The sequence below is a fragment of the Bradyrhizobium sp. 604_D8_N2_3 genome, assembly GCF_051810765.1.
Classification (GTDB): domain Bacteria; phylum Pseudomonadota; class Alphaproteobacteria; order Rhizobiales; family Xanthobacteraceae; genus Bradyrhizobium; species Bradyrhizobium barranii.
The window spans coordinates 5,872,551-5,896,391 of the sequence record NZ_JBPWPM010000001.1 but is presented as its reverse complement, the minus strand read 5'-3'; the positions used below and the strand labels follow the sequence as shown (position 1 = coordinate 5,896,391).

25 protein-coding genes and 1 tRNA gene are annotated in these 23,841 nt (G+C 64.5%); 12 read left to right on the top strand and 14 right to left on the bottom strand.

The genetic code is table 11. The features are described 5' to 3' along the window. Nucleotides 1-129: 129 nt before the first annotated feature. Nucleotides 130-1,461, top strand: coding sequence for a hypothetical protein (locus AB7245_RS28325; protein WP_439035158.1), 1,332 nt, complete (start codon nucleotides 130-132; stop codon nucleotides 1,459-1,461). A 122-nt stretch (nucleotides 1,462-1,583) separates the two neighbouring features. On the opposite strand, the gene AB7245_RS28320 is transcribed toward AB7245_RS28325, so the two are convergent. Further along, nucleotides 1,584-1,672, bottom strand: a tRNA-Leu gene (locus AB7245_RS28320). 175 nt (nucleotides 1,673-1,847) lie between these two features. Here AB7245_RS28320 and AB7245_RS28315 point away from each other — a divergent pair. After that, a complete protein-coding gene (locus tag AB7245_RS28315; protein ID WP_166342429.1) occupies nucleotides 1,848-2,273 on the top strand; it encodes a twin-arginine translocation pathway signal in 426 nt (141 codons plus the stop codon). Nucleotides 2,274-2,294: 21 nt separating this feature from the next. Here the strand turns inward: AB7245_RS28315 and AB7245_RS28310 are convergent, their stop codons facing one another. Both AB7245_RS28310 and AB7245_RS28305 read right to left on the bottom strand, forming a co-directional pair. After that, complete coding sequence (locus AB7245_RS28310) at nucleotides 2,295-3,497, bottom strand: FAD-dependent monooxygenase (protein WP_439035157.1); 1,203 nt, start codon at nucleotides 3,495-3,497, stop codon at nucleotides 2,295-2,297. Nucleotides 3,498-3,516: 19 nt separating this feature from the next. Then, nucleotides 3,517-3,762 (bottom strand): zinc-finger domain-containing protein, encoded by a 246-nt coding sequence (locus tag AB7245_RS28305; protein WP_008562814.1) that lies wholly within the window; start codon nucleotides 3,760-3,762, stop codon nucleotides 3,517-3,519. Nucleotides 3,763-4,092: 330 nt separating this feature from the next. On the opposite strand from AB7245_RS28305, the gene AB7245_RS28300 reads away from it, so the two are divergent. Continuing rightward, nucleotides 4,093-5,223 carry a hypothetical protein gene (locus tag AB7245_RS28300; protein WP_439035156.1) on the top strand — a complete coding sequence of 377 codons (1,131 nt, stop codon included), beginning with the start codon at nucleotides 4,093-4,095 and terminating at the stop codon, nucleotides 5,221-5,223. Nucleotides 5,224-5,261: 38 nt separating this feature from the next. Then, nucleotides 5,262-6,017: an alpha/beta fold hydrolase gene (locus AB7245_RS28295; protein ID WP_085401623.1), complete on the top strand. Its 756-nt coding sequence runs from the start codon at nucleotides 5,262-5,264 to the stop codon at nucleotides 6,015-6,017. On the opposite strand, the gene AB7245_RS28290 is transcribed toward AB7245_RS28295, so the two are convergent. Continuing rightward, nucleotides 6,003-7,379: a hypothetical protein gene (locus AB7245_RS28290; protein WP_439035155.1), complete on the bottom strand. Its 1,377-nt coding sequence runs from the start codon at nucleotides 7,377-7,379 to the stop codon at nucleotides 6,003-6,005. The two genes, AB7245_RS28295 and AB7245_RS28290, sit on opposite strands and share 15 nt — an antisense overlap. Nucleotides 7,380-7,656: 277 nt before the next feature. Between AB7245_RS28290 and cysE the strand changes: the two genes are divergently transcribed. Together cysE and AB7245_RS28280 are read left to right on the top strand one after the other, a co-directional pair. Next, nucleotides 7,657-8,481 carry a serine O-acetyltransferase gene (gene cysE, locus AB7245_RS28285; RefSeq protein ID WP_014494283.1) on the top strand — a complete coding sequence of 275 codons (825 nt, stop codon included), beginning with the start codon at nucleotides 7,657-7,659 and terminating at the stop codon, nucleotides 8,479-8,481. A gap of 124 nt (nucleotides 8,482-8,605) precedes the next feature. Next, nucleotides 8,606-8,824 carry a DUF3126 family protein gene (locus AB7245_RS28280; RefSeq protein WP_007602550.1) on the top strand — a complete coding sequence of 73 codons (219 nt, stop codon included), beginning with the start codon at nucleotides 8,606-8,608 and terminating at the stop codon, nucleotides 8,822-8,824. 115 nt (nucleotides 8,825-8,939) lie between these two features. On the opposite strand, the gene AB7245_RS28275 is transcribed toward AB7245_RS28280, so the two are convergent. Both AB7245_RS28275 and AB7245_RS28270 read right to left on the bottom strand, forming a co-directional pair. Continuing rightward, nucleotides 8,940-9,335: a PaaI family thioesterase gene (locus tag AB7245_RS28275; RefSeq protein ID WP_354096224.1), complete on the bottom strand. Its 396-nt coding sequence runs from the start codon at nucleotides 9,333-9,335 to the stop codon at nucleotides 8,940-8,942. A gap of 72 nt (nucleotides 9,336-9,407) precedes the next feature. Then, nucleotides 9,408-10,115, bottom strand: coding sequence for a hypothetical protein (locus tag AB7245_RS28270; protein ID WP_063986271.1), 708 nt, complete (start codon nucleotides 10,113-10,115; stop codon nucleotides 9,408-9,410). 223 nt (nucleotides 10,116-10,338) lie between these two features. Here AB7245_RS28270 and AB7245_RS28265 point away from each other — a divergent pair, with 223 nt between their 5' ends. From AB7245_RS28265 to AB7245_RS28255, 3 genes are all read left to right on the top strand, one after another. Further along, complete coding sequence (locus AB7245_RS28265; protein ID WP_014494286.1) at nucleotides 10,339-10,668, top strand: DUF6949 family protein; 330 nt, start codon at nucleotides 10,339-10,341, stop codon at nucleotides 10,666-10,668. A 126-nt stretch (nucleotides 10,669-10,794) separates the two neighbouring features. Continuing rightward, nucleotides 10,795-11,325 carry a gamma carbonic anhydrase family protein gene (locus AB7245_RS28260; RefSeq protein ID WP_439035154.1) on the top strand — a complete coding sequence of 177 codons (531 nt, stop codon included), beginning with the start codon at nucleotides 10,795-10,797 and terminating at the stop codon, nucleotides 11,323-11,325. A gap of 206 nt (nucleotides 11,326-11,531) precedes the next feature. Further along, the gene (locus AB7245_RS28255) at nucleotides 11,532-11,894 is read left to right on the top strand and encodes a hypothetical protein (protein ID WP_439035153.1); all 363 of its coding nucleotides are present in this window, start codon (nucleotides 11,532-11,534) and stop codon (nucleotides 11,892-11,894) included. 221 nt (nucleotides 11,895-12,115) lie between these two features. Here AB7245_RS28255 and AB7245_RS28250 read toward each other — a convergent pair whose 3' ends face one another. The 6 genes from AB7245_RS28250 to AB7245_RS28225 form a co-directional block, all read right to left on the bottom strand. Next, nucleotides 12,116-12,607 carry a hypothetical protein gene (locus AB7245_RS28250; protein WP_166091991.1) on the bottom strand — a complete coding sequence of 164 codons (492 nt, stop codon included), beginning with the start codon at nucleotides 12,605-12,607 and terminating at the stop codon, nucleotides 12,116-12,118. Between the two features lie 177 nt (nucleotides 12,608-12,784). Then, nucleotides 12,785-13,516, bottom strand: a complete 732-nt coding sequence (locus tag AB7245_RS28245) for an aspartate/glutamate racemase family protein (RefSeq protein WP_439035760.1) — start codon at nucleotides 13,514-13,516, stop codon at nucleotides 12,785-12,787. Between the two features lie 20 nt (nucleotides 13,517-13,536). Then, a complete protein-coding gene (locus tag AB7245_RS28240; protein ID WP_014494293.1) occupies nucleotides 13,537-14,415 on the bottom strand; it encodes an ABC transporter permease in 879 nt (292 codons plus the stop codon). A gap of 3 nt (nucleotides 14,416-14,418) precedes the next feature. Then, nucleotides 14,419-15,378 (bottom strand): ABC transporter permease, encoded by a 960-nt coding sequence (locus AB7245_RS28235; RefSeq protein ID WP_038945489.1) that lies wholly within the window; start codon nucleotides 15,376-15,378, stop codon nucleotides 14,419-14,421. Between the two features lie 4 nt (nucleotides 15,379-15,382). Further along, complete coding sequence (locus AB7245_RS28230) at nucleotides 15,383-16,672, bottom strand: ABC transporter substrate-binding protein (protein WP_439035152.1); 1,290 nt, start codon at nucleotides 16,670-16,672, stop codon at nucleotides 15,383-15,385. A 42-nt stretch (nucleotides 16,673-16,714) separates the two neighbouring features. Next, nucleotides 16,715-17,701, bottom strand: a complete 987-nt coding sequence (locus AB7245_RS28225) for an ABC transporter ATP-binding protein (RefSeq protein WP_439035151.1) — start codon at nucleotides 17,699-17,701, stop codon at nucleotides 16,715-16,717. A 268-nt stretch (nucleotides 17,702-17,969) separates the two neighbouring features. On the opposite strand from AB7245_RS28225, the gene AB7245_RS28220 reads away from it, so the two are divergent. Beyond that, entirely contained in the window at nucleotides 17,970-18,677 is a 708-nt protein-coding gene (locus AB7245_RS28220; protein WP_283016925.1) for a GntR family transcriptional regulator, read from the top strand. A gap of 14 nt (nucleotides 18,678-18,691) precedes the next feature. On the opposite strand, the gene AB7245_RS28215 is transcribed toward AB7245_RS28220, so the two are convergent. Further along, the gene (locus AB7245_RS28215; RefSeq protein ID WP_094183828.1) at nucleotides 18,692-18,913 is read right to left on the bottom strand and encodes a hypothetical protein; all 222 of its coding nucleotides are present in this window, start codon (nucleotides 18,911-18,913) and stop codon (nucleotides 18,692-18,694) included. A 341-nt stretch (nucleotides 18,914-19,254) separates the two neighbouring features. Here AB7245_RS28215 and AB7245_RS28210 point away from each other — a divergent pair, with 341 nt between their 5' ends. Next, nucleotides 19,255-20,607, top strand: a complete 1,353-nt coding sequence (locus AB7245_RS28210) for an amidohydrolase family protein (protein ID WP_439035150.1) — start codon at nucleotides 19,255-19,257, stop codon at nucleotides 20,605-20,607. Between the two features lie 451 nt (nucleotides 20,608-21,058). Next, nucleotides 21,059-22,822 (top strand): CYTH and CHAD domain-containing protein, encoded by a 1,764-nt coding sequence (locus tag AB7245_RS28205; protein ID WP_439035149.1) that lies wholly within the window; start codon nucleotides 21,059-21,061, stop codon nucleotides 22,820-22,822. Between the two features lie 117 nt (nucleotides 22,823-22,939). On the opposite strand, the gene AB7245_RS28200 is transcribed toward AB7245_RS28205, so the two are convergent. After that, complete coding sequence (locus AB7245_RS28200) at nucleotides 22,940-23,563, bottom strand: transglutaminase-like cysteine peptidase (protein WP_439035148.1); 624 nt, start codon at nucleotides 23,561-23,563, stop codon at nucleotides 22,940-22,942. Between the last annotated feature and the right edge of the window lie 278 nt (nucleotides 23,564-23,841).

Sequence of the window (23,841 nt, the reverse complement as noted above, 5' to 3'; positions counted from 1 at the left end):
CCAGGGATTCACCATAAGCGCGAGCGCAACGCACAGGGGAGATGAATCCGCAACCCATCCTGTCCATGGTGGCACGGCCTGGCGCCGCGTTGGCGCCGGGAGAAACCTGGCCAAGCAAGGTATCCGATTGTGTCCGACGTCACCGGTGCAGCACGATGGTTGGACCCCTCGGCCGACATGGCTTCGCGGCGGAACTTCTGGCTTGCCTGCCTGATCGCACTGACCGCAATGCTGGTGCTCGGCAATCTCGCCAACGACGCCGTGCTCGATATGAAATATGGCTGGGACACCCGCGTCAATTGCGCGGCGGTCGAGGCGTATGCCAGCGGGCTCGATCCCTATTTCGTCAAGAACCTGAAGGGCACCAAGCTCTCTTATCCCTATCTCCCGGTGACGCTGGATGTCTTCCGCCCCATGTGCGCGGGTGGACTTCTGGTCGATCACTACAAGGGCATCTTTCCTGTCCTCGCCGTGCTTTGCGGGCTCCTCTTGCCCGGTCTTGGCCGAACGCGCTCGGGCGCGCGCGATGTTGCGCTGAGGGTGCTCTGCACGCTCGGCGCGTTCGTCGGTTTCGAATGGGTGCAGGCGTCCGGCAACTTCGCGATCCTGAGCGGCATGCTGACTGCGATTGCGCTGAGGTTTCTGCTTTCTCCGTCTGCGTCCGGCGCGTCTGAGGACCGCAGCTTTCCCTTGCGGTTCGCCGGCGCCGCGCTGCTCGGCCTCGTGACGTCGTTCAAGCTGGTGTTCTTTCCCGTGCTGGCCGCGCTCTATTTCCTGCCGCTGCCGCGCAGCCGCAAGCTCACGCTGATCGCGGTTGCGGCGTTCAGCTTCGCATTGCCGATCCTGATATCGCGGCTGATGTACCCCGAGCTGTTCGCGAGCTGGCAACTGGCGATGGGCGGAAAGATCCCCGACCAGCATCTCGTCGATCTCTTCGAGATCAATCCGTCGCTGCTGCTGGCTGCGCGCGACCTCATGGATCATGCCGGCCTCGGTGACAGCAAGGCGGCAACGTTCACAACCTATGCATTCGCGGCACTCGCGCTCGTGCTGGTGCCGTTCGCCTTGTCCATCCTGCGCGTGGTCGCGAGCCGGCCGGCGCAGGAAGGCGGATCACTTCTTGCGCGACTGGATCGCTGGCTGATGGATCATCCCCGCGTCGCCATGCGCATCACGGTGTTCGCGATGTTTGCGCTCTATCTCAGCTCGCCGCGCCTCAAGGAATATGCCTTCTTCGAGCTCGCGCTTTATGCCGCGATCCTCGTCGTCGATCTTCCGGCCCTGGCACTCGCCGCGTTCCTCGCCGTCGGTCTCGCCTTTCCGGCACTGATCTCGATTCTGGGGACGGCATTCGAGGGCAGCTTCATCCTCCTCATCATTGCGCTGACAAGTTTCTGGATCCTGCTGCTCGACTTTCGTGCCGAGCCGAAGCGGCTGGAGACGGAAGGTGCGCAGTCATAATGCATGCCGCCCCGTCCGCCGCAAAAGGGACGGCGCCTTGCCCCCGCGCAGGCCATAGCCGGTCCGTGACAGCATCGGTCTGCCGTCCGCCTTTGGGCGGAGGCTCGCCCCGTCAGCTCCGATGGTGCGGGCAGCCGGGGTCGAACCGGCACAGCGCTTGCGCGCCGAGGGATTTTAAGTCCCTTGCGTCTACCAATTCCGCCATGCCCGCTTGATCCAACGAGATCAACTAGTTAAGTCCACCTCCGGCCGTCTGGAATTGGCGCGTTTCGCGGGCCGGATGGGCGGTTCTTCCTTAAGCGAGCCGGCTGCGCAAGGCAAAGCCTCAATCCGGACATCTGTTGTTGCTTTAGGCATTCTCAATCCACGGGGACTATTCATCCGGCATGGCTGCTTCGTTTTCCTCTCGCCTGCGCGACTCGGGCGCATTTCTGGCGCTACTCGCGGCGGGCGCGGCGCTGTCCGGTTGCGCCAGCATGACCGAGACGGTCGCACCGGCCTTTGCCGATCCGGGCAAGTACGAATTGTACGACTGCAAGCAACTCGAGGCTGAGCGTAAGGCGCTCGCCAGCCGCACCGAGCAGTTGCAGAAGCTGATGGAGAAGGCTGAGACCGGGGCGGGAGGCGCGGTCGTGTCCGAGCTCGCCTATCGCAACGACTACATCGCGGTGCGCGGGCAGTCGCAACTTGCCGAGGAGGCATGGCGCCGCAACAAGTGCCGGGAAACGCCGCCCGGTGCGACGCCGGCGGCCTCTGCTCCGCAGCGGCCGGACATCAAGCCCGCCCCGAAATCCGGTAGCGCCGTTCGCTGAGTTGATACGATTGCGCCCGCCTCAGGGGCGCCAGCCGTAGATCCAGTCCTGCCGCGCCAGCATGCGCTCCGGGCCGAGCGCGCGGATCGCAACATCGCGCGCGATCGCGAGCGGCCCACTGAGATGATAGATGCGGCCCTGCTGCCGCGCCGTCCGCTGCACCCGCCGCACCCGCGCCTGCCGCGCGCGGCCATATTGCTTCAGCGCCGCCGCGATGCCGGCCGTGCTCTCGGCAGCCTCGAGGCTCAGATGCCGAGCGAGCACGGCGGCGTCCTCGATCGCCATGCCGGCGCCCTGGGCCGCGAATGGCAGCATCGCATGCACGGCGTCACCGAGCAGGCCGACCGGTCCTTCGCTCCAGGGGCAGCCGTCGGGCACGCCGAACAGCGCCCATTTGCGCCAATTGTCGACAGCAGTGAGCATCATCCTGGCCTGCGATGGCCAGCGCGGTGCCGCGAAGGCGTCCATCACCTCGAACGGGTCGCCCGGCGTGCTCCAGCCGGGCCTGTTCCAGGTCCCCGGTAGCACCGCGACCACGTTGATCTGGCGTCCGCCGGCGATCGGATAAGCGACGAGATGGGCGTTCGGACCCATCCAGAGCTGCACCCGCCGCGCGGTAAAATCCTTCGGCAGTTGCGTGGCATCGAGCGTGCCGCGCCAGGCGATCAGGCCGGAGAAGCGCGGCTGCACCTCGGGAAACAGATGCTGGCGTACCGTCGACCAGATACCGTCGGCGCCGATCAGTGCGCTAGCCAGATCGCTGCGCCGTATCGTGCCGCTGCGATGGACGACCGTCAGCCCCTTGGCGTGGGGCGCCACATCCTCGAAGGTCGCACCTAACTTCAGATCGATATCGGGATGGTCGGAGACCGCACCGGCCAGCGCGGATTGCAGGTCGGCGCGATGCACCACCCAATAGGGTGCGCCGGCCCGCGCGGAAGCGGCTTCGCCGAGCGGCATGCGCAGCAGTTCGCCGCCGGCCCGCGCGCTCATGACGCAGAGCGCCTCAGGCGTGACGGCGCTTCTCTTGAGCCGCTCGGTGAGGCCGAGCTCGACCAGCACGCGGCTGGCGTTGGGGGAGAGTTGCAGGCCGGCGCCGACTTCCTCGAGCCGCTCGGCCTTTTCCAGCACGACGATGCGGAAGCCACGGGCTGCGAGCGCAAGCGCGGCCGTCAGTCCACCTATGCCGGCACCGGCGATGACAATCGTTCGGGAGAGCGCCACCCCTGACCGTGAGAGGCGGTCAGGCCACCTTGTCCTTCAGCACGCATTCCGGCGGACGGGCTTCGCCCGGCTTCAGGTCGGCGGCGAAACGGTACAGCGTCGAGCAATAGGGGCAGATGATCTCGTTGTCGTTGCCGAGGTCCAGGAAGACGTGCGGATGATCGAACGGAGGATTGGCGCCGACGCACATGAACTCTTGCGAGCCGATCTCGATGACGGGGACACCGGCATCGTTATGGAAGTGCGGGACGACATGGTCGGACATCGTAGTTCATCCTGGAGTGGCAATGGCGGCAGACACAATCAAACACTGACGCGGCATCTTTGAGGCGCCGCGGACCATACTGTTGGGTGCAGATGATTGCTAGTCCAGCGGAACCGAAAGGTTCGCAATTGCCCCATGCTCATTTGCTCATGCAAATTCGACACAATCTTGCGGCCTGAGAGAAGCCCTTCTTTCGTCGGGGACGTTGTGTCGCAATTTTGGCATACTATGTCTTTGGACAAGCGGAATTGCGACGAAAGACGAACCATCAGGCGCAATGATCTCGGGATCGTCCAGGCTCTTGGCACAACTCTTGGTATGACTCTTGGCATGAAGTGGCTGCGAATCAGCACGGCGTTGACCGGTATCGCGGCATGCAGCTTCATGCTCGCGCACGTAGCGCCGCATGCCCGCGAGGCCGGCGCGCTCCTCTCCGCCCAGGACGATCCGGCGGCGCTCTCCGAGCTCAAGCTCGATGCGCTGCTGCGGCAGAACGACCGCCTGGTTCAGGACAATATCGAGGCCGCGCTCGCCGCCGGCGACGCTGATCTCGCCGACAGTTTTGTCGCGCTGGCGCGTGAACGCAACGTCGCGCTGCCCGACGACCTCCTCAACCGCGTGAGCGATGCGGTCAAGGAAGAAAATTCCACGCGGCATTTCGCCAAACGGTTCGCCACCGGCCTCGTCACCGGCAACGCCGACGATGTCGCGAGCCTGTCCGGAACCGTCGCCGGCGATCTCTTCGTGATCGGCGACATCAGGGACGTCGTGCGCGAGGGCAAGCACCTCGCCATGGGTGAGGACACCGACCATCTGGTGCTCGGCCTTGCGACCGCCGGCCTTGCGGTGACGGCGGTGACCTACGTGTCGGTCGGCGGCGCCGCGCCCGTGCGCGCTGGACTGACGCTGGTGAAGGATGCCCGCAAGGTCGGACGGCTCGGCGAGGGACTTGCCGCATGGGCTGGCCGGTCGGCGCGTGAGGTGGTCGATACGCCGATGCTCCAGAACGCCGTCGCCAAGGGTTCGGTGTTTCGCCCCGGCGAGACCGCGAGCGCGATCAAGGCCGCGTTCCGTGCCGAGAAGGCCGGTGCGCTGGTCCGGCTCGGCAAGGACGTCACCCGCGTTGCCGAAAAGACCGGCACGCGCGGCGCCATGGATACGCTGCGCATCGCCGAAGGCCCGAAGGACGTCGCGCGCGCGGCCCGGCTTGCGGAAGCGCAGGGCGGCAAGACCCGCGCGATCATGAAGCTGCTCGGCCGCGGCGCGCTGCTGCTCGTCGGCGGCATGTTCGACCTGGCGCTCTGGCTGTTCGGCGCGGCACTGACGCTGTTCGGCCTCCTGTCCTCGATCAAGGCGGCGACGGAGCGCATGACCCAGGCCTGGTGCGATCGTAGACGGGCGCGGCGGCTCCGCCGGGCGGCGGCCCAATCCGCTCTGGCGGACGCGGCGCTTACCGCCTAAGATCAATCTCTCCCCCACAACGATCTGCGGAACTGCTGATGCCGAGCTTTCACAACGGCGCCGTTGAAATTGCCTATCTCGACGAAGGCGAGGGCGATCCGATCATCCTGGTGCACGGCTTTGCCTCGAGCAAGAACGTGAACTGGGTCTATCCGACCTGGGTCTCGGAACTGCGCAAGAACGGCCGCCGTGTCATCGCGCTCGACAATCGCGGCCATGGCGAAAGCGCAAAGCTCTACGAGCCCACGCAGTACTCGATCCCGACCATGGCCGGCGACGTGCTCGCGCTGATGGATCACCTCGCGATTCCGCAGGCCGACATGATGGGCTATTCGATGGGTGGACGGATGACGGCCTGGCTCTCCCTCAACGAGTCGCAGCGCCTGCGCTCGGCGATCCTGGGGGGCATCGGCATCGGCGGCCTGATCGAGGGCACCGGGCCCGGCGAGAACGTCGCGAAGGCGTTGGAGGCGCCCTCGCTCGACGACGTCACCGATCCGGTCGGCCGCACGTTTCGCGCCTTCGCCGATCAGACCCGTTCCGACCGCCGTGCGCTCGCCGCCTGCCTGCGCGGCACCCGCGACCTCATGACGAAGGAAGAGGCCGCGCGCATCGACGTGCCCGTGCTGATCGCGGTCGGCAGCGCCGACGACGTCGCAGGATCCGCCAGCGCGCTCGGCGCCATCATCCCGGGATCGGAAGTGCTCGACATCCCCAATCGCGACCACATGCGCGCGGTCGGCGACAAGGTCTACAAGACCGGCGTGCTCGACTTCCTGTCACGGCGCGGCTGAGGCCTCGTCGTCAGGCTGGTCGTCACCGAAACGACGCGCCAGCGCCATCAGCACCACGAAGGTCGCGAGCCACACCATCCGTGCGCCGTAGCGGTCGTGCGGGCCCGAGATCACGCCGCAGATGAAGGCGTTGCCGAGCAGCGCCAGCGTGACGGTTGCCGCCAGCAGCGTCAGATCGTCGAGCCGGCGGCTTGCCAGCGCATGCGCGAGCAGCCCGACCAGCGCCAGCATCGAGGCCAGCGCGACGGGAACGTGCAGCCGGTTGACGTGATCGAAATCAAGGCCGTGATTCTGTTGCCGCGCCGCGCGCATCGGCGCGACCTGCGCCGGGATGTAGCGCTCGATGATGCCGTAGGTATGCCCGATCCAGACACTGGTGCCTTCGCCGGTGGCCACATGCAGCAATTGCTGGCCCATCGCCCGCAACGCCGCGCCGGCCTGCCACGCCGGATAGTCGGCGAGCGAATGCACGACGATATAGCCCATCTCGTCGTTCATGCCTTCGAAGCGGCCGAGCGTGTTGAACATGCTCTTGCCCCACAGGAACTCGTCGGCGGTCGCCGGCAATTGGTTGCGATAGGGACAGAGCTTGTAGTGCTCGCGCGGGCAATGATCGCTCAGGAAGCGCGCGACGATACCGTCCTGCATCATGCGTCCGAAAGCGACGCCATAGCCGCCGGGCGTCCAGGCCCATTTGCCCGACAGCGCATGGTTTGCCGACACCAGCATCAGGCCGCCCGCGACGATGGTGAGGCTTGCCCGCGCCAATCCGGCGAGCGGCAGGCGCGCGCCGAGGAACGGCCGCACCATCCAGCCGGCGGCGCAGAGCCCGAACAGCACGCCCAGTGTGGCGCTGTGGGTTGCGGCGGCAAAGGCGGTGAAGACGAACAGCGAGATCTTTTCGAGGCCCGATGTCCGGCTCGCGCCGACGACCAGCAAGAACAGGGACAGGATCGACAGCCCTGCAAAGATGTCCGTGAGCAGCATGCTCGCGAGCCAGGGCAGCGCGGTCGACAGGATCAGGCAGAGGCTGATCGCGACGAAGCGAGACGTCTGCATCAACCCGAGTACGCGCAGCGTCAGTTGCAACAGCCACAGCGTCGCCAGCGACTGGACCGCGAGATTGATCCAGAAGCCGAAATTCTCGCCGTAGTGCAGATAGAGGCCGAACACGGTGGAGCGGCTCGGGACCAGATAGCCTTCGTACCAGCGCGCCAGATAGCCGCCGGTATCCCATTGCAACAGCGGATAGCCGTTCCAGAACGCCGGCGCGATCAAGAGGAGGGGCAGTCCCACCGCCGCCAGCCGCAGCCAAAGCGAGCCCGCGGCGCCCGCGCGCAATTGGTCGGTGGTGATGCTCAAATCCGCTCCGTCGTGTTCCCCGACCATGCCCGCAACAGCCGTCGAGGCGGAATTCACCAATAGTTTGACGCTGCCCGGCTTGAATTTGGCAAAACCCTGACCATTTTGAGCCGACCTCGCCGCCTGGGGGCGTTAGAAGAAACTGTTGTGTTTCAAGGCGTTGGCGTGCTTTCGCGGAGCAACTCACTGTTCACTCTCAGGCAAGCCCGTCGGGACTTCGTCGGCTAGACTGTGGTATAGAGCCAGCAAAATGAGCCAATTCGAAAGAGCAGATCCTATGGCAGTGCATCAGGTCAGTCCGGGAGGAAAGCTCGCAACGCTCGATCCGATCTGGGATCGGATCCGCGGCGAGGCGGAGGACATCGTCCATCGCGAGCCGGAGCTTGCGACCTTCATCTACTCGACGGTGCTGCATCACAGTCGCCTGGAAGATTCGGTGATCCATCGTCTCGCCGACCGGCTCGATCATTCCGCGCTGTCGGGTGATCTCGTGCGCCAGACCTATGACGAGGCGCTGCGCGAGGCTCCCGATCTCGGCAACGCCTTCCGCGCAGATCTCGTCGCCGTCTACGACCGCGATCCCGCGACGTCGCGCTTCATCGACCCCTTGCTCTACTTCAAGGGCTTTCACGCCATTCAGACCCATCGCCTCGCGCACTGGCTCTATCTGAAGGGCCGCAAGGACTTTGCGTATTATCTCCAGAGCCGCGCGTCTGCGGTGTTCCAGACCGACATCAATCCCGCCGCGCGCATCGGCCGCGGCATCTTCCTCGACCACGCCACCGGCTTCGTCTGCGGTGAGACCGCGGTGATCGAGGATGACGTCTCGATCCTGCACGGTGTCACGCTCGGCGGTACCGGCAAGGAGAACGAGGACCGCCATCCGAAGATCCGTCACGGCGTCCTGATCGGCGCCGGCGCGAAGATCCTCGGCAACATCGAGATCGGTCATTGCGCGCGCATCGCCGCCGGCTCGGTCGTGGTCAAGCCGGTGCCGCACAACGTCACGGTTGCCGGCGTGCCCGCCAAGATCGTCGGTGAGGCCGGATGCGCCGAGCCGTCGCGCACCATGGATCAGATGATCAACGCGATGGGACTTTGAGCGAGAGAAAAGGGCCGGATTCTCCGGCCGTGCTCGTCCCCAAATTCTTTGGCAATTCATGCTGGCGGTTCGTCGCGTCTCGTCCTAAAACCCCGCCAACCCAGATTTCGATTGGAGACTTGCCGTGGACGTCAAGGAAGTAAGGAAGCTCGACGCGTATCTGAAGCGCGTATTCGGCAATCCCAAGATCCGCGTCGTGCCGCGGCCGAAGAAGGATGATTCCGCCGAGGTTTATATCGGCGAGGAGTTCATCGGCGTGCTCTTCGTCGATGACGAGGATGATGATCGCTCGTTCCAATTCCAGATGGCGATCCTCGAGGACGATCTCGTCGATCAGGAATAGTTTTCTCTCCGTCATTGCGAGCGAAGCGAAGCAATCCAGGATCTTTCCGCGGAGGGATTCTGGATTGCTTCGCTCTGCTCGCAATGACGAACGTTAACTCCGCGGTTCCGTAGTTCTATTTCTTCGCGAGAATGCGCAGCCGCGCCGTGGCATCAGCGACGGTGATGCCGTTCGCATCGACGAGCTCGGCCTGCACGACCATATCGCGATCCGTCCGTTCGACAACGCGCGCGCGTGCCGTGATGGCTCCGACCGCTGCAGGCTTCAGGAAGCGCGTATCCAGACTTCTGGTGACCACTGTCAGGTCGGGAGACAGCGCTGCCAGCGCGCCAATCCCGGTGGCAGAGTCCAGCATCGCCGCGAGGAAGCCGCCCTGGATCGTGCCATGCCTGTTGGTGAACGCGGGCTGAGCCTGGAAGCGGATCAAGGCCCGCCCGCCCTCGTCAAAGCCGAGCCATTCGCGCCCCAACAATTGGGCGCCCGGAGGCAGGTTTGCTGCTGCATCGGTCACGTCGATCACCGCGCTTGATGTTGTTGGCGACGAGCCTATCAGCCGGTCAATGCGGCGCAAAGCGATCGGGGGTCAGCCCTTCGGTCCGCGCAATTGCGCTGACAGCCGGTCCAGCGCTTCCGCGACATCGCGCCATTGCGACAGCCAGCTCCGCGGAAAACGGAAGGTGAGATCGGCGCCGCCAACACGGCGTTCGGAAAGGCACATGCCGGGCGTGGCGGCATCGCGCGTGCAGCGTGCGGTCAGCGCGGGGCTTGCGGCGGAATAGAAGTCCTCGCTGCCATAGGGCGTGTCGGCGCGGAACATCCGCATCGTCAGGCCGTCCGCCGCACTGGTCGCGGTCTGGTCGAGATAGCGCGGATAGATCGTGGCTGTTCGCTGCTCCGGCGCCAGCGCATCGTGATGCGCCGATATCGACAGGAAGACACGGTCGATCGGTTGCATCGCCTCTTCCACGGTGTCGGCGGTGACATGTTTCGGCGCGCCCGGCGGCTCAAGCGAAGGGTAGAGGAAGTCGAGATCGATGCGCTCCTGCGGCCCGGAGTGCCGCTGGATCTTCATCCGGATCGCGGTTGTGGGAACGTTGAACAGCGTGCCGCCGACGCTCACCGGCAGCCGGTCCGGAGCATTCGCGCCGCCCGAGCCCCAGGTCGGCCACAGCAAATAGGCGACGAGCGCCACCGCGCCCAGCGCCGCAATGCCGCCGAGCACGATCGGGACGACATGCGCCCGAGGGTGCGTCCTGGAGGACCTAAGGGGAGCTGCCGAAAACATCGTCATGAGCTTGCGCAAGTCGAACCGGGAAGTCGGCCGGTGGCCGACGAATCAGCGGCGAATATGCCATGCGGCGGCGAATTCGCGGAGCGTTCCCGGCCGCCGGGACGGGGGAGGGCCCTGCGTGGATCGGCCGCCGACGTTAACCTTCCCTTAAGGATAATGTAGCGTTAACCGGCACTCTTTGTCACAGGAAGGCTCCGGCGTTGCGTAAGGGCGGACCGTTCCGATGACACCTGAAGCCTTCAATTCTCTGTTCTCGATCTGCATCGGTTTCGCGCTCGCGGGAGCGCTCGTCAACGGATACCAGGCGTTTGCCCAGCGGCCCGCCGGTTTCGGCCTGTTGCAGGACGGCGTGGCGCCGAAGACGTTTGCCGCGGTTCCGTTCCTGGTCTTCGCGGCGCCCTTCATCATCATGCGCAACACGTTGCGCGGCATGCGGGTGGAAAGCCGCCGCGTCGAATTCGTGATGATGGCGACCGTCATCGCCGGCTTCTGGAGCATGATGAGCGGCACCTTCTTCCTGATGACGCTGCGCGCCGCCGGCGTTCTGGTCTGACGCTTCCGTTGCACGGGACGCTCGGCGTTCCCCAGGGACGCTTGGCGTCCCCTACGTGGCGCGGCGGCCCTTTGCCTCAGCGTCGCCGTTTCGCTATGGCTGGGGTTGACGCGACAGGAGAACCCCATGGCGATCTACGAGCTCGACGGACAGGCACCCGATCTTCCTGCCGACGGGAATTACTTCATCGCCGAGACCGCGACCGTGATCGGCCGCGTGCGCCTGAAGCCGGGTGCGAGCGTCTGGTTCGGCGCCGTGCTGCGCGGCGACAATGAATGGATCGAGATCGGCGAGGGCGCCAATGTGCAGGATGGCTCGACCTGCCACACCGACCTCGGCTTCCCCATGGTCATCGGCAAGAATTGCACCGTCGGCCACAACGTCATCCTGCACGGCTGCACGATCGAGGAGGGTGCGCTCGTCGGAATGGGCTCGATCGTGATGAATGGCGCGAAGATCGGCCGCAACAGCATCGTCGGCGCGGGCTCGGTCATCACCGAGGGCAAGGAATTTCCCGAACGCTCCTTGATCATCGGCTCACCCGCGCGCGTGATCCGCACGCTCGACGACGCCCAGGTGCAGAAGATGGGGAGTGCGGCGAGGTTCTACGTGGCCAACGGCCCGCGCTTCCAGAAAGGCCTGAAGCGGATCGGCTGAGAATAGATGTGGGCCGCCGAGAAGATGGCGGCCGCCGCATAGCGGTCCGCGCGCGCCGCGCGTCAGCTTCCTTCGGATTCACATGCTTCGATCGCGGCTGCTGATGCTCGCGCGGAAGTGAGACAGTGAGGCTGTCAGGAAAGCGCGGGTGACGTTAGCTTGGTCCCGCTTTGAGCGTGGAACGTCTCCACGCGGAGGATCGAGTGATGTTACGCAAGATGATGATGGCGGCGCTGGCCGTCGCGGCAGTCGGCTTGTCGGCGCCGCAGGCGGCTGAGGCGCGGGGCGGTTTCGGTCATGGTGGCGGCGGCTGGGGCCATGGTGGCGGCTGGGGCCATGGCGGTCACTGGCGTGGCGGCGGCTTCTGGCCCGGAGTGGCGATCGGGGCAGGTCTCGTCGGCGCCGGCTACTATGGCGGCTATTACGGCTACGGTTACCCCTATTACGGCGATCCCTATTACTCTGGTACCGGCTACGACGATGGCGGTTATGGCGGCTGCTATGTCGCGCGGAAGCGTGTCATGACGCCGTCGGGCTGGCGTGTCCGCCGCGTGGATGTCTGCGAATAGCGGCCACGAGGCTCAGCCAGACTAGGAAGCCAGATCTGCCAAAAGACTGGACCCACTAAAGAACAAGGCCGTTGACGCAGTATACCGTCAACGACCTTGCCAGCCCCGGACATTGAAATCGGCTCACGCCATCCGGTAACCGGGAGCATGGCGCGGAATCATACGGGGGAATGTGATCCAGTTCACATGTGGAAAAATTTAAGTCGCAGGCCCTGACCCGGCTAGCCGCGCGAACGCTTGCGGGCGCTGGCGTGGACACGGCGCGACGGTTTCCTGCGGGTAACCGAGGGTGTCTCCGCTTCCGTGGCCCGGACGCTGGCAAAGGACTGCCGAAGGCCGTCGATGGACTCGTTCAGCGTCGTGACCTGTTCGGACAGGCGCTTGGTGTCGGCCTGCTGCGCCGCCATCAGGCGCTTCATGGTCTGGAGCTGGTCCTGCACGACCTGGAGCTGGTCGATCGATTCCTGCTGGGTCGCCTCGAGACCCTTGGTCTTCTCGACGAGTTGCTCGGATGCCTGGGCCGTGCGGGCCTGGAGCTGCCGCGACGCCACCACGCGGTCGGTCTCAGGAGTTGCACCGGTAGAGGCGCGCCAGATCGCGATCGAGGTCACGCCGGCGATGAGGAGCAGGAGGGCTGCGGCGGTCAGCGCAATCGGCTGGGCGCCAAGGCGAAGGAGGGGGTTGGACGGCCTGTCCTGGGCGAGATCGATCATCGCTGACAAAACCCAAATTGAAACTTGGTGAGTGGCGAAGTGCGGCAACCAGAGGTCGCCGGGACGTCCCGAAAGTGTTACCATTCGGCAACAAATGGGACCAAAAAGAGGCTAACGGCAAAAAACCAGCAATCAGCTGGTCTTGGGACCCCTGAAGGTCCTCGAAAAGAGCCGGGATCAAGGCTGGAACGGCGAAAACGGTCCGGAATAGGTCTTCGAGCGCGGCGCCGCATAGGGCCCGAGTCGGGAGGTCTTCAGTCCTAGCCGCACCAGTGATTCTGCCAGCGTGACCGCCGCGGCGACGCCGTCGACCACGGGCAGGCCATGTGTGGCGGCGAGCTCGGCGGCGAGATCAGCCATGCCGGCGCAGCCGAGCACGACGGCTTCCGCCCGATCGTCGCGGACCGCGGCGGTGATCTCCGCGGAGATCTTGCCGAGAGCATCAGCATTGCGCTCCTCGAGCGCGAGCACCGGGACCTCGGCGGCGCGGACACGCGCGCAGCGCTTGGCGAGGCCGTATTTCCGCAAATTATGCTCGATCGGCACGATCGAGACACCGAGCGTCGTCACCACGGCAAAGCGCGCCGCGATCAGGCTCGCCATATGGAAGCCGGCTTCCCCGATGCCGATCACCGGCGCTTTCGCGGCGGCACGCGCGGCGTCGAGGCCGGTGTCGTCGAAGCAGGCGATGATGTGGGCGTCGGCGCCGTCGCGGTCGGCGTCGCGGATGCAGCCGAGCATGCCGGGCACGGCGAAGGCTTCGTCGTAAAAGCCCTCGATCGAGACCGGGCCCATCGCGGGCTGGCGCGCATCGATCAAAGTGTCGGGCAGGGCGACGCTGCGTGCCGCAGCGGCGATCTTCGCCGTCATCGACGCGGTGGTGTTGGGATTGACGACGTGCAGCCGCATCAGTTCAGACAAGCCCCTTGTCAGACAAGCCCTTGGCCGGCATCCGAGCCCTTGGCCGCCTGCCGTTTGTTGAGCATGTGGATGGTGCCGAGTGCAAGGGCGATCACGGTGAACGACACCGCCGAGATCACGGTGCCGAGTGCATAGATGTCGGGGTTCGTCACGGTGGTGGTGAGGCCCTGGAGATCGAGCGGCAGCGTGTTGACCGCCCCGATCGCCTGGCTGGAGCGGGCGAGCTCGTCCCAGGACAGCGTGAAGCCAAACAGGCCGATGCCGATCACGGAGGGCAGGATGATCGGCAGCACGACATGACGGAAGGCCTGCCACGGCGTCGCGCCGAGATCGCGCGCGGCTTCCTCGAGCCTGGGATCGAAGCGGTTGAAGATCGCGAACATGATGAGAAGGCCGAACGGCAGCGTCCAGGTCAGGTGCGCACCTAAGCCCGAGGTCAGCAGGCCCATCGAGGTCTCGAAATTCTCGTTCCAATGCGCCTTGATCAGATCGTCGATGATGCGGAATTCAAGCGAGATGCCGAGCGAGGTGATGATCGAGGGCACGATCAGGCTCGCGATCGCCGAGTAAAATAGAATGCCCTGCGCCTTGAACTTGCGGCGGAAGGCCATGCCGGCGGCGACCGACAGCACGACGGTCACGACCATCACGATCAGGCCAAGCAGCAGCGAGCGTCGGAAGGCCGCGCCGAGATCGACGATGCCGGTGCCCTGGAACAGTTTTGCGATCCAGAAGGTCGACACGCCGTTCATCGGGAAGGTGAGGCCGCCCTGCGGCCCCTGGAACGAGAGGACGTAGATCGCGATCATCGGGCCGTAGAGGAACAGCACATAGGCCGCGAAGAAGATCGCGAGCACGTAGAACGAGCGCGGGCGTCCCTCCTTCATGCTCTAGAGCTCCTTCTTGATGTCGACGATGCGCGACATCATGGTGATGATCAGGAAGGTGATGATGAGCAGGATCACGGCGTTCGCGGCGGCAGCCGGGAATTGCAACGCGTTCACCCGCGTCTCGATGATCTTGCCGGCGGCGGCGATCTGCTGGCCGCCCATCACGCCGATGGTGATGAAGTCGCCCATCACGATGGTGATGACGAAGATCGAGCCTATCACGATGCCGGGCTTGGAGAGCGGGATGATGACGTTGACCAGCGTCTGGAAGCCGGTGGCGCCGGCATCATAGGCCGCCTCGATCAGCGACTTGTCGATGCGCACCATCGAATTGAAGATCGGCACCACCATGAAGAAGGTGAACAGGTGGACCAGCGCCAGCACCACGGAGAATTCGGAGAACAGCAGCCATTCCAGCGGATGGTTGATCAATCCGCTCTTGACCAGTCCGGAGTTCACGAGGCCATTGCGTCCGAGCAGCGGGATCCAGGCGATCATGCGGATGACGTTGGAGGTCCAGAACGGGATCGTGCAGAGCAGCGACAATCCCATCTGCCAGGTCTTGGACTTGACGTGGAAGGCGAGGAAGTAGGCGACCCAGAAGCCGATGAAGAGTGTGATGACCCAGACCAGGAAGCACAGCTTCAGCGTCTTCAGATAGGTCTTGGCGATGGTGCAGAGATCGGGGAGCTGCGCGATGCAGCCCTCGAACGTGTCGGTGTAGCCGCGGCCGGAGAAGGCCGGCAGCAGCTGGTATTCGTTGTAGTCCCAGAACGAGACGATGACGACGAAGACCAGAGGGATCAGGAAGAAGGCGAGAAACACCAGCATCATCGGCCCGGCCTGGAGCCAGGAGATGAAGGACGGCGACAGGCGCGTCGCTTTCGCGGCGCGCGCCGTGCCCGACCCCGGGATCAATCCCGGGGACGCCTGTTGCAGGATGTCCTCTGACGTGTCCATCACGTTAGGCCGCGATGAACTCGTTCCACTTGCGGACCATGTAGTCGTTCTCGTCCATCACCGCGTTCCAGCAGGCGACGCCGCCCATGCGGTCCTCGTAGGAGCCGCCGTCGCGTACGGAGCCTGCCTTCTCGAGCAGCGAGCCGTCGGGCGCCTTGATGTCCTTCTCGGCCGGCTTGCCTTCCATCCAGTACGCCCACTCGTAGGGCTCCATATGCGCCTTCGCGGTGGAGAGCACGGCGGAGTAGTAGCCCTGGCGGTTGAGATAGGCACCGGCATAGCCGGACAGGAACCAGTTCACGAACTCATAGGCCCATTCGAGCTTTGCACCCGACACGCCCTTGGAGACGCAGAAGCCCGAGGCCCATGAGCGATAGCCTTCCTTGAGCGGCTGGAAGGTGCAGGGGATGCCCATCGAGCGCACCTTCGTCACGGCCGGCGACCACATCGACTGGATCACGGTCTCGCCGGAGGCCATCAGGTTGACGCTCTCGTTGAAGTCCTTCCAGAAGGCGCGGAATTGCCCCGCCTTCTTGGCCTCGGTCATCACCTTTATGGTGAGATCGATCTCTTCCTTGGTCATGTTGCCCTTGTCGGCATATTTGTACTTGCCGGTGGCTTCCACGACCATCGCGGCATCCATGATGCCGATCGAGGGGATGTTGAGGATCGAGGCCTTGCCCTTGAATTCGGGATTGAGCAGCTCCGACCACGAGCTGATCGGGCGCTTGATCAGGTCGGGACGGATGCCGAGCGTGTCGGCGTTGTAGACGGTCGGGATCAGCGTGACGAACTCGGTCGCCGACGTCGCGAACTTCTTGGAGTCCTTGCCTTCGAGATAGAGCACCTTCCAGGGTGCCGTGCCCTGGCCGCCGATCTTCTTGCCGCCGGGCGTCTCGCCCTTGGTGAAGACCGGCGTGATGTTGTCGAATTCCTTGATCTTTTTGGCATCGAGGGCAAGGATGTTGCCCGACGGCACGATCTTCTTCAGCGAGAAATATTCGGTGTCCAGCACGTCGAAGGAGTTGGGCTGGGTCATCACGCGCTTGGTGACGTCGTCGGTGGTCGCGGTGATGTATTCGATCTTGATGCCGGTGTCCTTGAGGCACTGCTTGGAGATGTCGTCGCCCTCGTTCACGGCGGTGCCGAGATAGCGCAGCACCTTCGCATCGGCCGACTTCACATAGGGAAAGCCGGTGATGGCGCCGGAGCCGGCGGCGAGGCCCGCGAGACCTGCGGTGCCCTTGAGCAGCGTGCGGCGGCTGACGCCCTTCGTCCTGGTGGTCTCGGTCATATCAGTCACTCCTCTGTTGCGCATTCCAGTGATCGATCGGCGCTATTGCAGGCGTTGCGCCTTGGCGGGATCCCAGGTGGCCAGCACGCGATCGCCCGGACGGAACGGGTGGACGTCGAAGGCGGCCTCGGGGAGGTGGGAGAACAGGGCGGTGCCATCGTCGAGCGTGAGCGAGACGGCGATGTAGGAGCCCTGGTACTCGGTCTGGGTCAGCAGCGCCGGGGCGCCGAACGCGCCCTCGGCGAACGGCGCGATGCCGAGCTGATCGGCGCGCACGGCGATGAGGTTTCCGGCATCGCTGAGGACGTTGTGGCCGCCGATGAAGCGCGCCACGAATTCGGTGCGGGGGCGGTGGAAGATCTCGCGCGCGGTGCCTTGCTGTTCGATCCGGCCCTGGTTCATCACCACGATGTGGTCGGCGAGCGCCATCGCTTCTTCCTGGCCGTGCGTGACCTGGATGAAGCTGATGCCGAGCTCGCGCTGAAGGCGCTTCAACTCGCCGCGCATCCTCACCCGCAGGAACGGATCGAGCGCGGAGAGCGGCTCGTCGAGCAGCAGGATCTGCGGCTCGGTGATCAGTGCGCGAGCCAGCGCCACGCGCTGCTGCTGGCCGCCGGAGAGTTGGGCCGGGAGCCGGCCCGCATAGGGTGTCATCGCCACCAGCTCGAGCAATTCGCCGGCGCGCTTGTGCCTGGTCGCGCGGTCGACGCCTCGCATTTTGAGCGCAAACGCCACATTGTCGAGCACGGTCAGATGCGGAAACAGCGCGTAGGACTGGAACATCATCGCCGTGCCGCGCTTGGCGGGCTCGAGGTCGGTCACGTTCTGCGCACCGAGAATGATGTCGCCTCTGCTGACCGCCTCATGGCCCGCGATCATCCGCAAGGTCGAGGTCTTGCCGCAGCCGGAGGGGCCGAGCAGGCAGCAATAGGTCCCGGCCGGGATCTTCAAATTGACGGTGTCGACCGCCAGCGTCGCGTCGTAGCGCTTGGTGACGGCGACCAGTTCGAGAGCGGCGGGAGTGGCCATGGCGTGTCCAAGGGAGGGGCGATGCTCCCGTCTCTCCGCAAGGTCCGTGCCAACCGCCCTTGGCCGGCTGAATTCCAGAACTGTGCAGCAGAGTCAGATCGTTAGATCGAATCCGCCGCCTTCGGCCTTCCCAGCACCCGTCTGCCTCGCTGCACACAAAACGGGCGCGGATTGTATAAACTTTCGTCTGTGATTGGATACAGGTCGTCGACTAACATTCAAGGCCAAACGTCGCCGATCGAGCCCTCACACCCAACCCTTCGAACTGATGGCCGCCAAGACTCGCCCGAAATCCGACGCGCCAGATGCGAGCGATCGCGTCAGCCGTATCAGTGAGGGGGTGACCGCCGCGATCCTCGAGCATCGCCTGCTGCCCGGTACGAAGCTCGGCGAGGACGAGATCGGCGAGATCTACGGCGCGAGCCGCACGCTGGTCCGCACGGCGCTCCAGCAGCTTGCACATGAAGGCATCGTCAACATCGAGAAGAACCGCGGCGCCTTCGTCGCGCGGCCGACGCCCGGCGATGCCCGTGAAGTGTTCGAGGCGCGCCGCCTGATCGAGCCGACCATCGTCGATCACGCGATCGATGCGGTGTCACCGGCCTGGATCGATCGCCTCCATCAGCATCTCGCTGAGGAGCGCGAGGCGGAGCTGCGCGGTGACGCGCGCGCTTCGGTCCGGCTCTCTGGCGAGTTTCATCGTCTCGTCGCCGAGATGAGCGGCCACAGCATCTATCTTGGCTTCCTGAAAGAGCTGATCGCGCGCTCCTCGCTCATCATCCTGCTCTACCGCCGCCACGACACGCCGGCCTGCGGCACCGATCATCACGCCGGCATCGTCGCCGCGATCCGCAAGCGCGACAAGCAGGCTGCGCGCGTGCAGATGCTGTCGCATCTGGACGAGATCGAGGCCGAGCTGTTCTTGAAGGATCCCGCCGCCGACGAGCTGCGGCTCGCCGACGTGCTGGGCGTGTGACCGCCTGCCGTCTGTCAGAACGGACGTTCCTGATTTCGCCTCATGATCTTGAGCACCAGCAGGACGGCTCCGAGGACCAGCAACAGCACGCCGACGAAAGTCATGCCGCTGTATTCGAACGTCACGCCGACGGCCGTCAGCAGGCATCCCAAGATGATTGCGATGAGCCCGCCGAGCTTCTTGGCCAGCAGGATGCGTCCGTCACTCGTTTGCGCCACCATGTTACGCCTCGTCATTTGAATTCTACAGACGACCGCAAGCCCTCCTGCCCAGCGGCTCAAGTCGCGTCGACCGCGCAGGATCGTACTCCCGAGCGAGAAAGTTGCAATCTACCGTTGCTGGCGGGTCGAAATCGATAGTGCGTTTTAATTGGAGTTCGACGCGAGTGCGACAGGTGCACTTACCCATTCGCCTATCCAACTTGATGGGGACGCTTCTCTTCGCGTCCGTATGGCTGATTTGCAAAACCTCCCTGTGGTTGCAAATTGACTCGATGCGGTTTGCAGGCATCAATCCATAGCTGCATCGCGCGGCGTCAGCTGGCTGGCGTTCGCCCGGATCTGCGTGGAGATTGGACATGTGGGGTTGGACCACGCCGGCCGGACTCTTCAGAGCCGCCGCATTGCTTGTGTCGATTGGAAGCCTCGGCAGCCCGTTGCCCTTACAAGCCCAGCAAGACTCCGGCGTCCTGTTCCGCAACGTCCGGATCTTCGACGGAAAGAACGCCGCTCTCTCGGCCGCGTCCAACGTCCTGATCAGGAACAGGAAGATCGAGAAGATTTCCACCACCGACATCGCGGCCACCGGCCAGGTGATCGACGGCGGTGGCCGCGTGCTGATGCCGGGGCTGATCGATGCGCATTGGCATGCGATGCTGGTGCGTCCGACGCCGGCCGCGGCCCTCGGCGATGTCGGCTACAACAATCTGCTCGCCGCCAGCGAGGCGACAGCGACGCTGATGCGCGGCTTCACCACCATACGCGACATGGGCGGGCCGAGTTTCGGCCTCAAGCGGGCCATCGACGAGGGTCTCGTCGCCGGTCCGCGCATCTATCCGTCCGGCGCCATCATCACCATCACCGGCGGTCATGGCGATTTCCGCCAGCTCACCGATCTGCCGCGAACCATCGGCGGCATGCTCAGCCGCATGGAGCTGATCGGCGGCAGCCTGGTCGCCGACAGCCCGGACGAGGTTCGCGTGCGCGCGCGCGAGCAGCTCATGCAGGGCGCCTCGCAGGTCAAGCTCACGGCGGGTGGCGGCGTCGCGTCGCCCTTCAGCCCGCTCGACGTCTCCACCTTCACCGAGCCCGAATTGCGCGCGGCCGTCGAAGCCGCTGACAACTGGGGCACCTACGTCGCCACGCACGCCTATACGCCGGTCGCGATCCAGCGCTCGATCGCAGCCGGCGTGAGATGCATCGAGCACGGACATCTCATGGATGAGGCGAGCGCGAAGCTGATCGCGGAGAAGGGCGTCTGGCTCAGCACCCAGCCGTTCCTGGATATGTCCATGGCTGCCGCGCTCGGGCCGTCGGAACAGGACAAGATGCGGCAGGTCGTTGCCGGCACCGACCGCGTCTATGCGCTGGCGAAGAAGTACAAGATCAAGACCGCGTTCGGCACTGACGTCCTGTTCTCGAAGGCATTGGCGGACAAGCAGGGCTCGATGCTGGCCGCACTGACGCGCTGGTACACGCCGGCCGAAGCGCTGGCCATGGCGACGTCCACCAATGCCGAACTGTTGAATCTGTCGGGCCTGCGCAATCCCTATCCCGGCAAGCTCGGCGTGGTCGAGGAGGGCGCGCTCGCCGATCTCCTGCTGGTCGATGGCAATCCGCTCGACGACATCAAGCTGGTCGAAGATCCCGCGAAGAATTTTGTGGTGATCATGAAGGACGGCAGGATCTACAAGAACAGGCTCGCGCATTGATGCGCGCTGGGCAGGTGCGAGCCCGCGAAATTCAATCGCCTCTAGTCTCGCTCGTCAGGAACCGGCTTTCCTGGTCGAGAGCCTTTTGCGATCTCCGGGAGCGCAGGAGGCCGCGCGGGGCTTGTCACAATCTCCGGCCTGTCACCATCGGAGGCGTGACTTCTGAGCGTCTCCAAAACCAGAAAGAATTTTTCTGCTAGCATGAGTCAAGCTCGCTGACGCGTTCATCTCGGTTTCGAGAACAACGAGATTCGCTATCAATTCGATCACTTACTGTACGCGGCGGCAATTTAATTCGTCACGCCAGACGAATTATGACAGTCCTGCCCGATCTTTAGCGTCGAGCATGTCGCATGTGGACGATGATGCGTTGCGACGTAACGTTGCTATTCCTTGGGGGCCTGACGAGCTATATGCTGCGCTCTGTCATCAAACTGTCATGTCACCGGAAATGTTGAAATCAGACGCTACGCTGGCTCGCAAAACCATGAGCGCGCCGGATGGGAATCCTGTCCTCAAGGACCGGAACAAGAGAACGCAAGTCGTCGCCGGCTTCCTCAGGCAACGTGACGCAGCCGAGCCCGACCCGGAACATGCGATCGTCGAGGGCGCTGTGATTGATCAGACGCCATCGCAAGACACGACGCCTGCACCGGAGCCAGCCCAGTCCGGCACTGCTGCGCGTCCCGCCGGTGAGATCGAGCTCAAGCTGCTCGTCGACGCCGATCGCATGGCGCATTTCAACGCCGCGCCGGTCATCACGGCCAATGCGCGCAACAAGGGCACGCGCAAGCATCTCAAGTCGGTCTATTACGACACGGCCGAGCGCCTGCTTCGGCGCAATGGCCTGAGCCTGCGCGTCCGCCAGAGCGGCGCGCGCTTCGTGCAGACCGTGAAGACGGACGCCGCGGACGATCCGTTGCGCCGTGGCGAGTGGGAGGCGAGCGTGTCGTCGCTTGCGCCCGATCTCGCTCTGGCGATGCCCTTCATTCCGGAGAAGCTTCGTAGCCACCTCGTGACGCAGCCGCTCGAAGCCGTCTTCACCGCCGACATCCGTCGTCATGCGAGGATGATCGACTTGCCGACCGGCACGGTCGAAATCGCCTTCGATCAAGGCGAGCTGACGGCTGGCGATCGCACGCTACAGGTGAGCGAGATCGAGCTTGAGCTGAAGAGCGGCAGCGCCAGCACGATCTACGAGGTCGCGCTGCGGCTCGCGGAGCAGGGTGCGGTGAAGCCGTCCATCCGTACCAAGTCGGCGCGCGGCTTTGATCTTGCCGCCGATGAGCCACCCCCGGCACGTCGCCCGCGAAAACTTCGCCTCGATGCGTCGGTCACGCTCGACGAGGCCTTCGCGACGATCCTGCGCTCCTGCTTCCTCCATCTGCTTCAGTCGCTGCCGGCGGCCGAGGACGGGCGCAACCCGGAAGGCGTGCATCAACTCCGCGTCTCGCTTCGCCGGCTGCGATCGGCGCTCGACCTGATGCGATCGGTCGGTGCGCTCAGCAATCTCGATGCGCTGCGGTCGGAGGTCAAATGGCTGGCGCAAGACCTGTCCGCCGCCCGTGATTGGGACGTGTTCCAGCTCGAGACCTTGCCGACGATCGCACAGGCCTGTCCGTCGGTCGACGGCTTCGATGCGCTGGGCCGGGCTGCGGCCGAGCGCCAGTCGGACGCCTATCGCAAGGCGCATGATGCGCTCGATGATCGCCGCTGCGCCGTGTTCCTGATCGGCCTCGGAAACTGGATCGAGACCCGGGGCTGGCGCAACGACGTTGCCGCCGAAGATCTTGGCCAGCTCGCCGAACCTGCCGTCGACTTCGCGCGGCGCATCTTGTCGGAGCAGTACGCCAAGGTGCTCAAGCGCGGCCGCCGCTTCAAGTCGCTTCCTGCAGAAGAGCTGCACCGGGTGCGGCTCGCGACCAAGCGGCTGCGCTATCTCAGCGAATTCCTGCTGCCACTGTACGAGGATCGCAAGTCGGCGCGACGTTTCTCGCGCAGCCTCGCCGGTTTGCAGGAGGAGCTCGGCGCCTTCAACGACATGGCGGTCACGGCATCGCTGCTCGATGGGCTCGGTACTGAACCCGACAGCGCCATCGCGGCCGCGGCGATCGCCGGCTGGCAGGCACGTGCATCGATCGGCGTGCAGCCCGCTTTGCAACGCACGTGGCGCGATTTCACCGCCGCGCGTGTGCCCTGGTCGTCGCAGGGCTGATTGCTCTCCCCAAAAAGTTGCGGCCAGCCATTGGGGGATGGCTGGCCGCGCGCGAACCGGTCTGGGACGGGGAGGGGTGGGGATGTGACCGGGCCGCGTAACTCGTTTTCCTGACTGCTAGTTCTTGGCGCTGGCGGTGGAGACCGCCGGCTTGGTGTCGCCGAGCGAGACCCAGACATTGGGATCGCTCTGTGACTGGCGCTTGACGAAGCGGTAGCCGGTCTCCGTCCAGGCAACGACGTTCTCGTTCTGATTGTCGAGAACGAACTCGCCCTTGTCGGTCTTCACCGTCAGCACCGCGTGTCCTTCGCCCTTCTTGTCCCGCACGACGGTGATGAGCAGGGCCTCGCGCGGCCATCCGGCATCGATCAGCATCTTGCGCTTCAGCAGCACGTAGTCTTCACAATCGCCGTAACCGTCGGTCGGCAGCGACCACTTCTCGATCACGCCCCAGTGCTCCTGGTCGGTCAAAGGCTTGACGGTCTCGTTGACCCAGCGATTGACCTTGACGAGGTCGCGCCATGCGGCCTGCGACATCACGATGTCGCGCGGTTGCGTCGGCGCGCTCTGGCACTGAGCGGCATTATCTGCACAGAACTCGACCCAGCCGATCGGCGCACGCGTGGTGTCGCCGAGGCTCGCGTAGAGCAGACGGCCTTCGCCGGCCTGTGCTGCCGCGCTGATCCCGAAGAGCATGGCAGCCAGTGCCAGCCCTTTCCCCTGTCCCCTGAAGTCCAACATTGCGGCCCCCGTTTCTTGTTGGGACCACATTTCGCATGGAGCTTTTGAGTTGCCGCTAAATCGGCCAAGTCAAGTCGAGACGAATACAAGTAAAAGGCGCGATGAATTCGATCTATACTTGAATCGAATTCGACTAAGATTTGAAATGACTTCAATTGATTCAAATTTTATCTATTAACGCGGAAACGCTGGCGGAACTGTTGTTTGCGCGCGCGCGCGGCCCTCGCGTTAACCCGCGCGAGGCGGTCGCCGGACACGAAAAAGGCGGCGTCCGCATC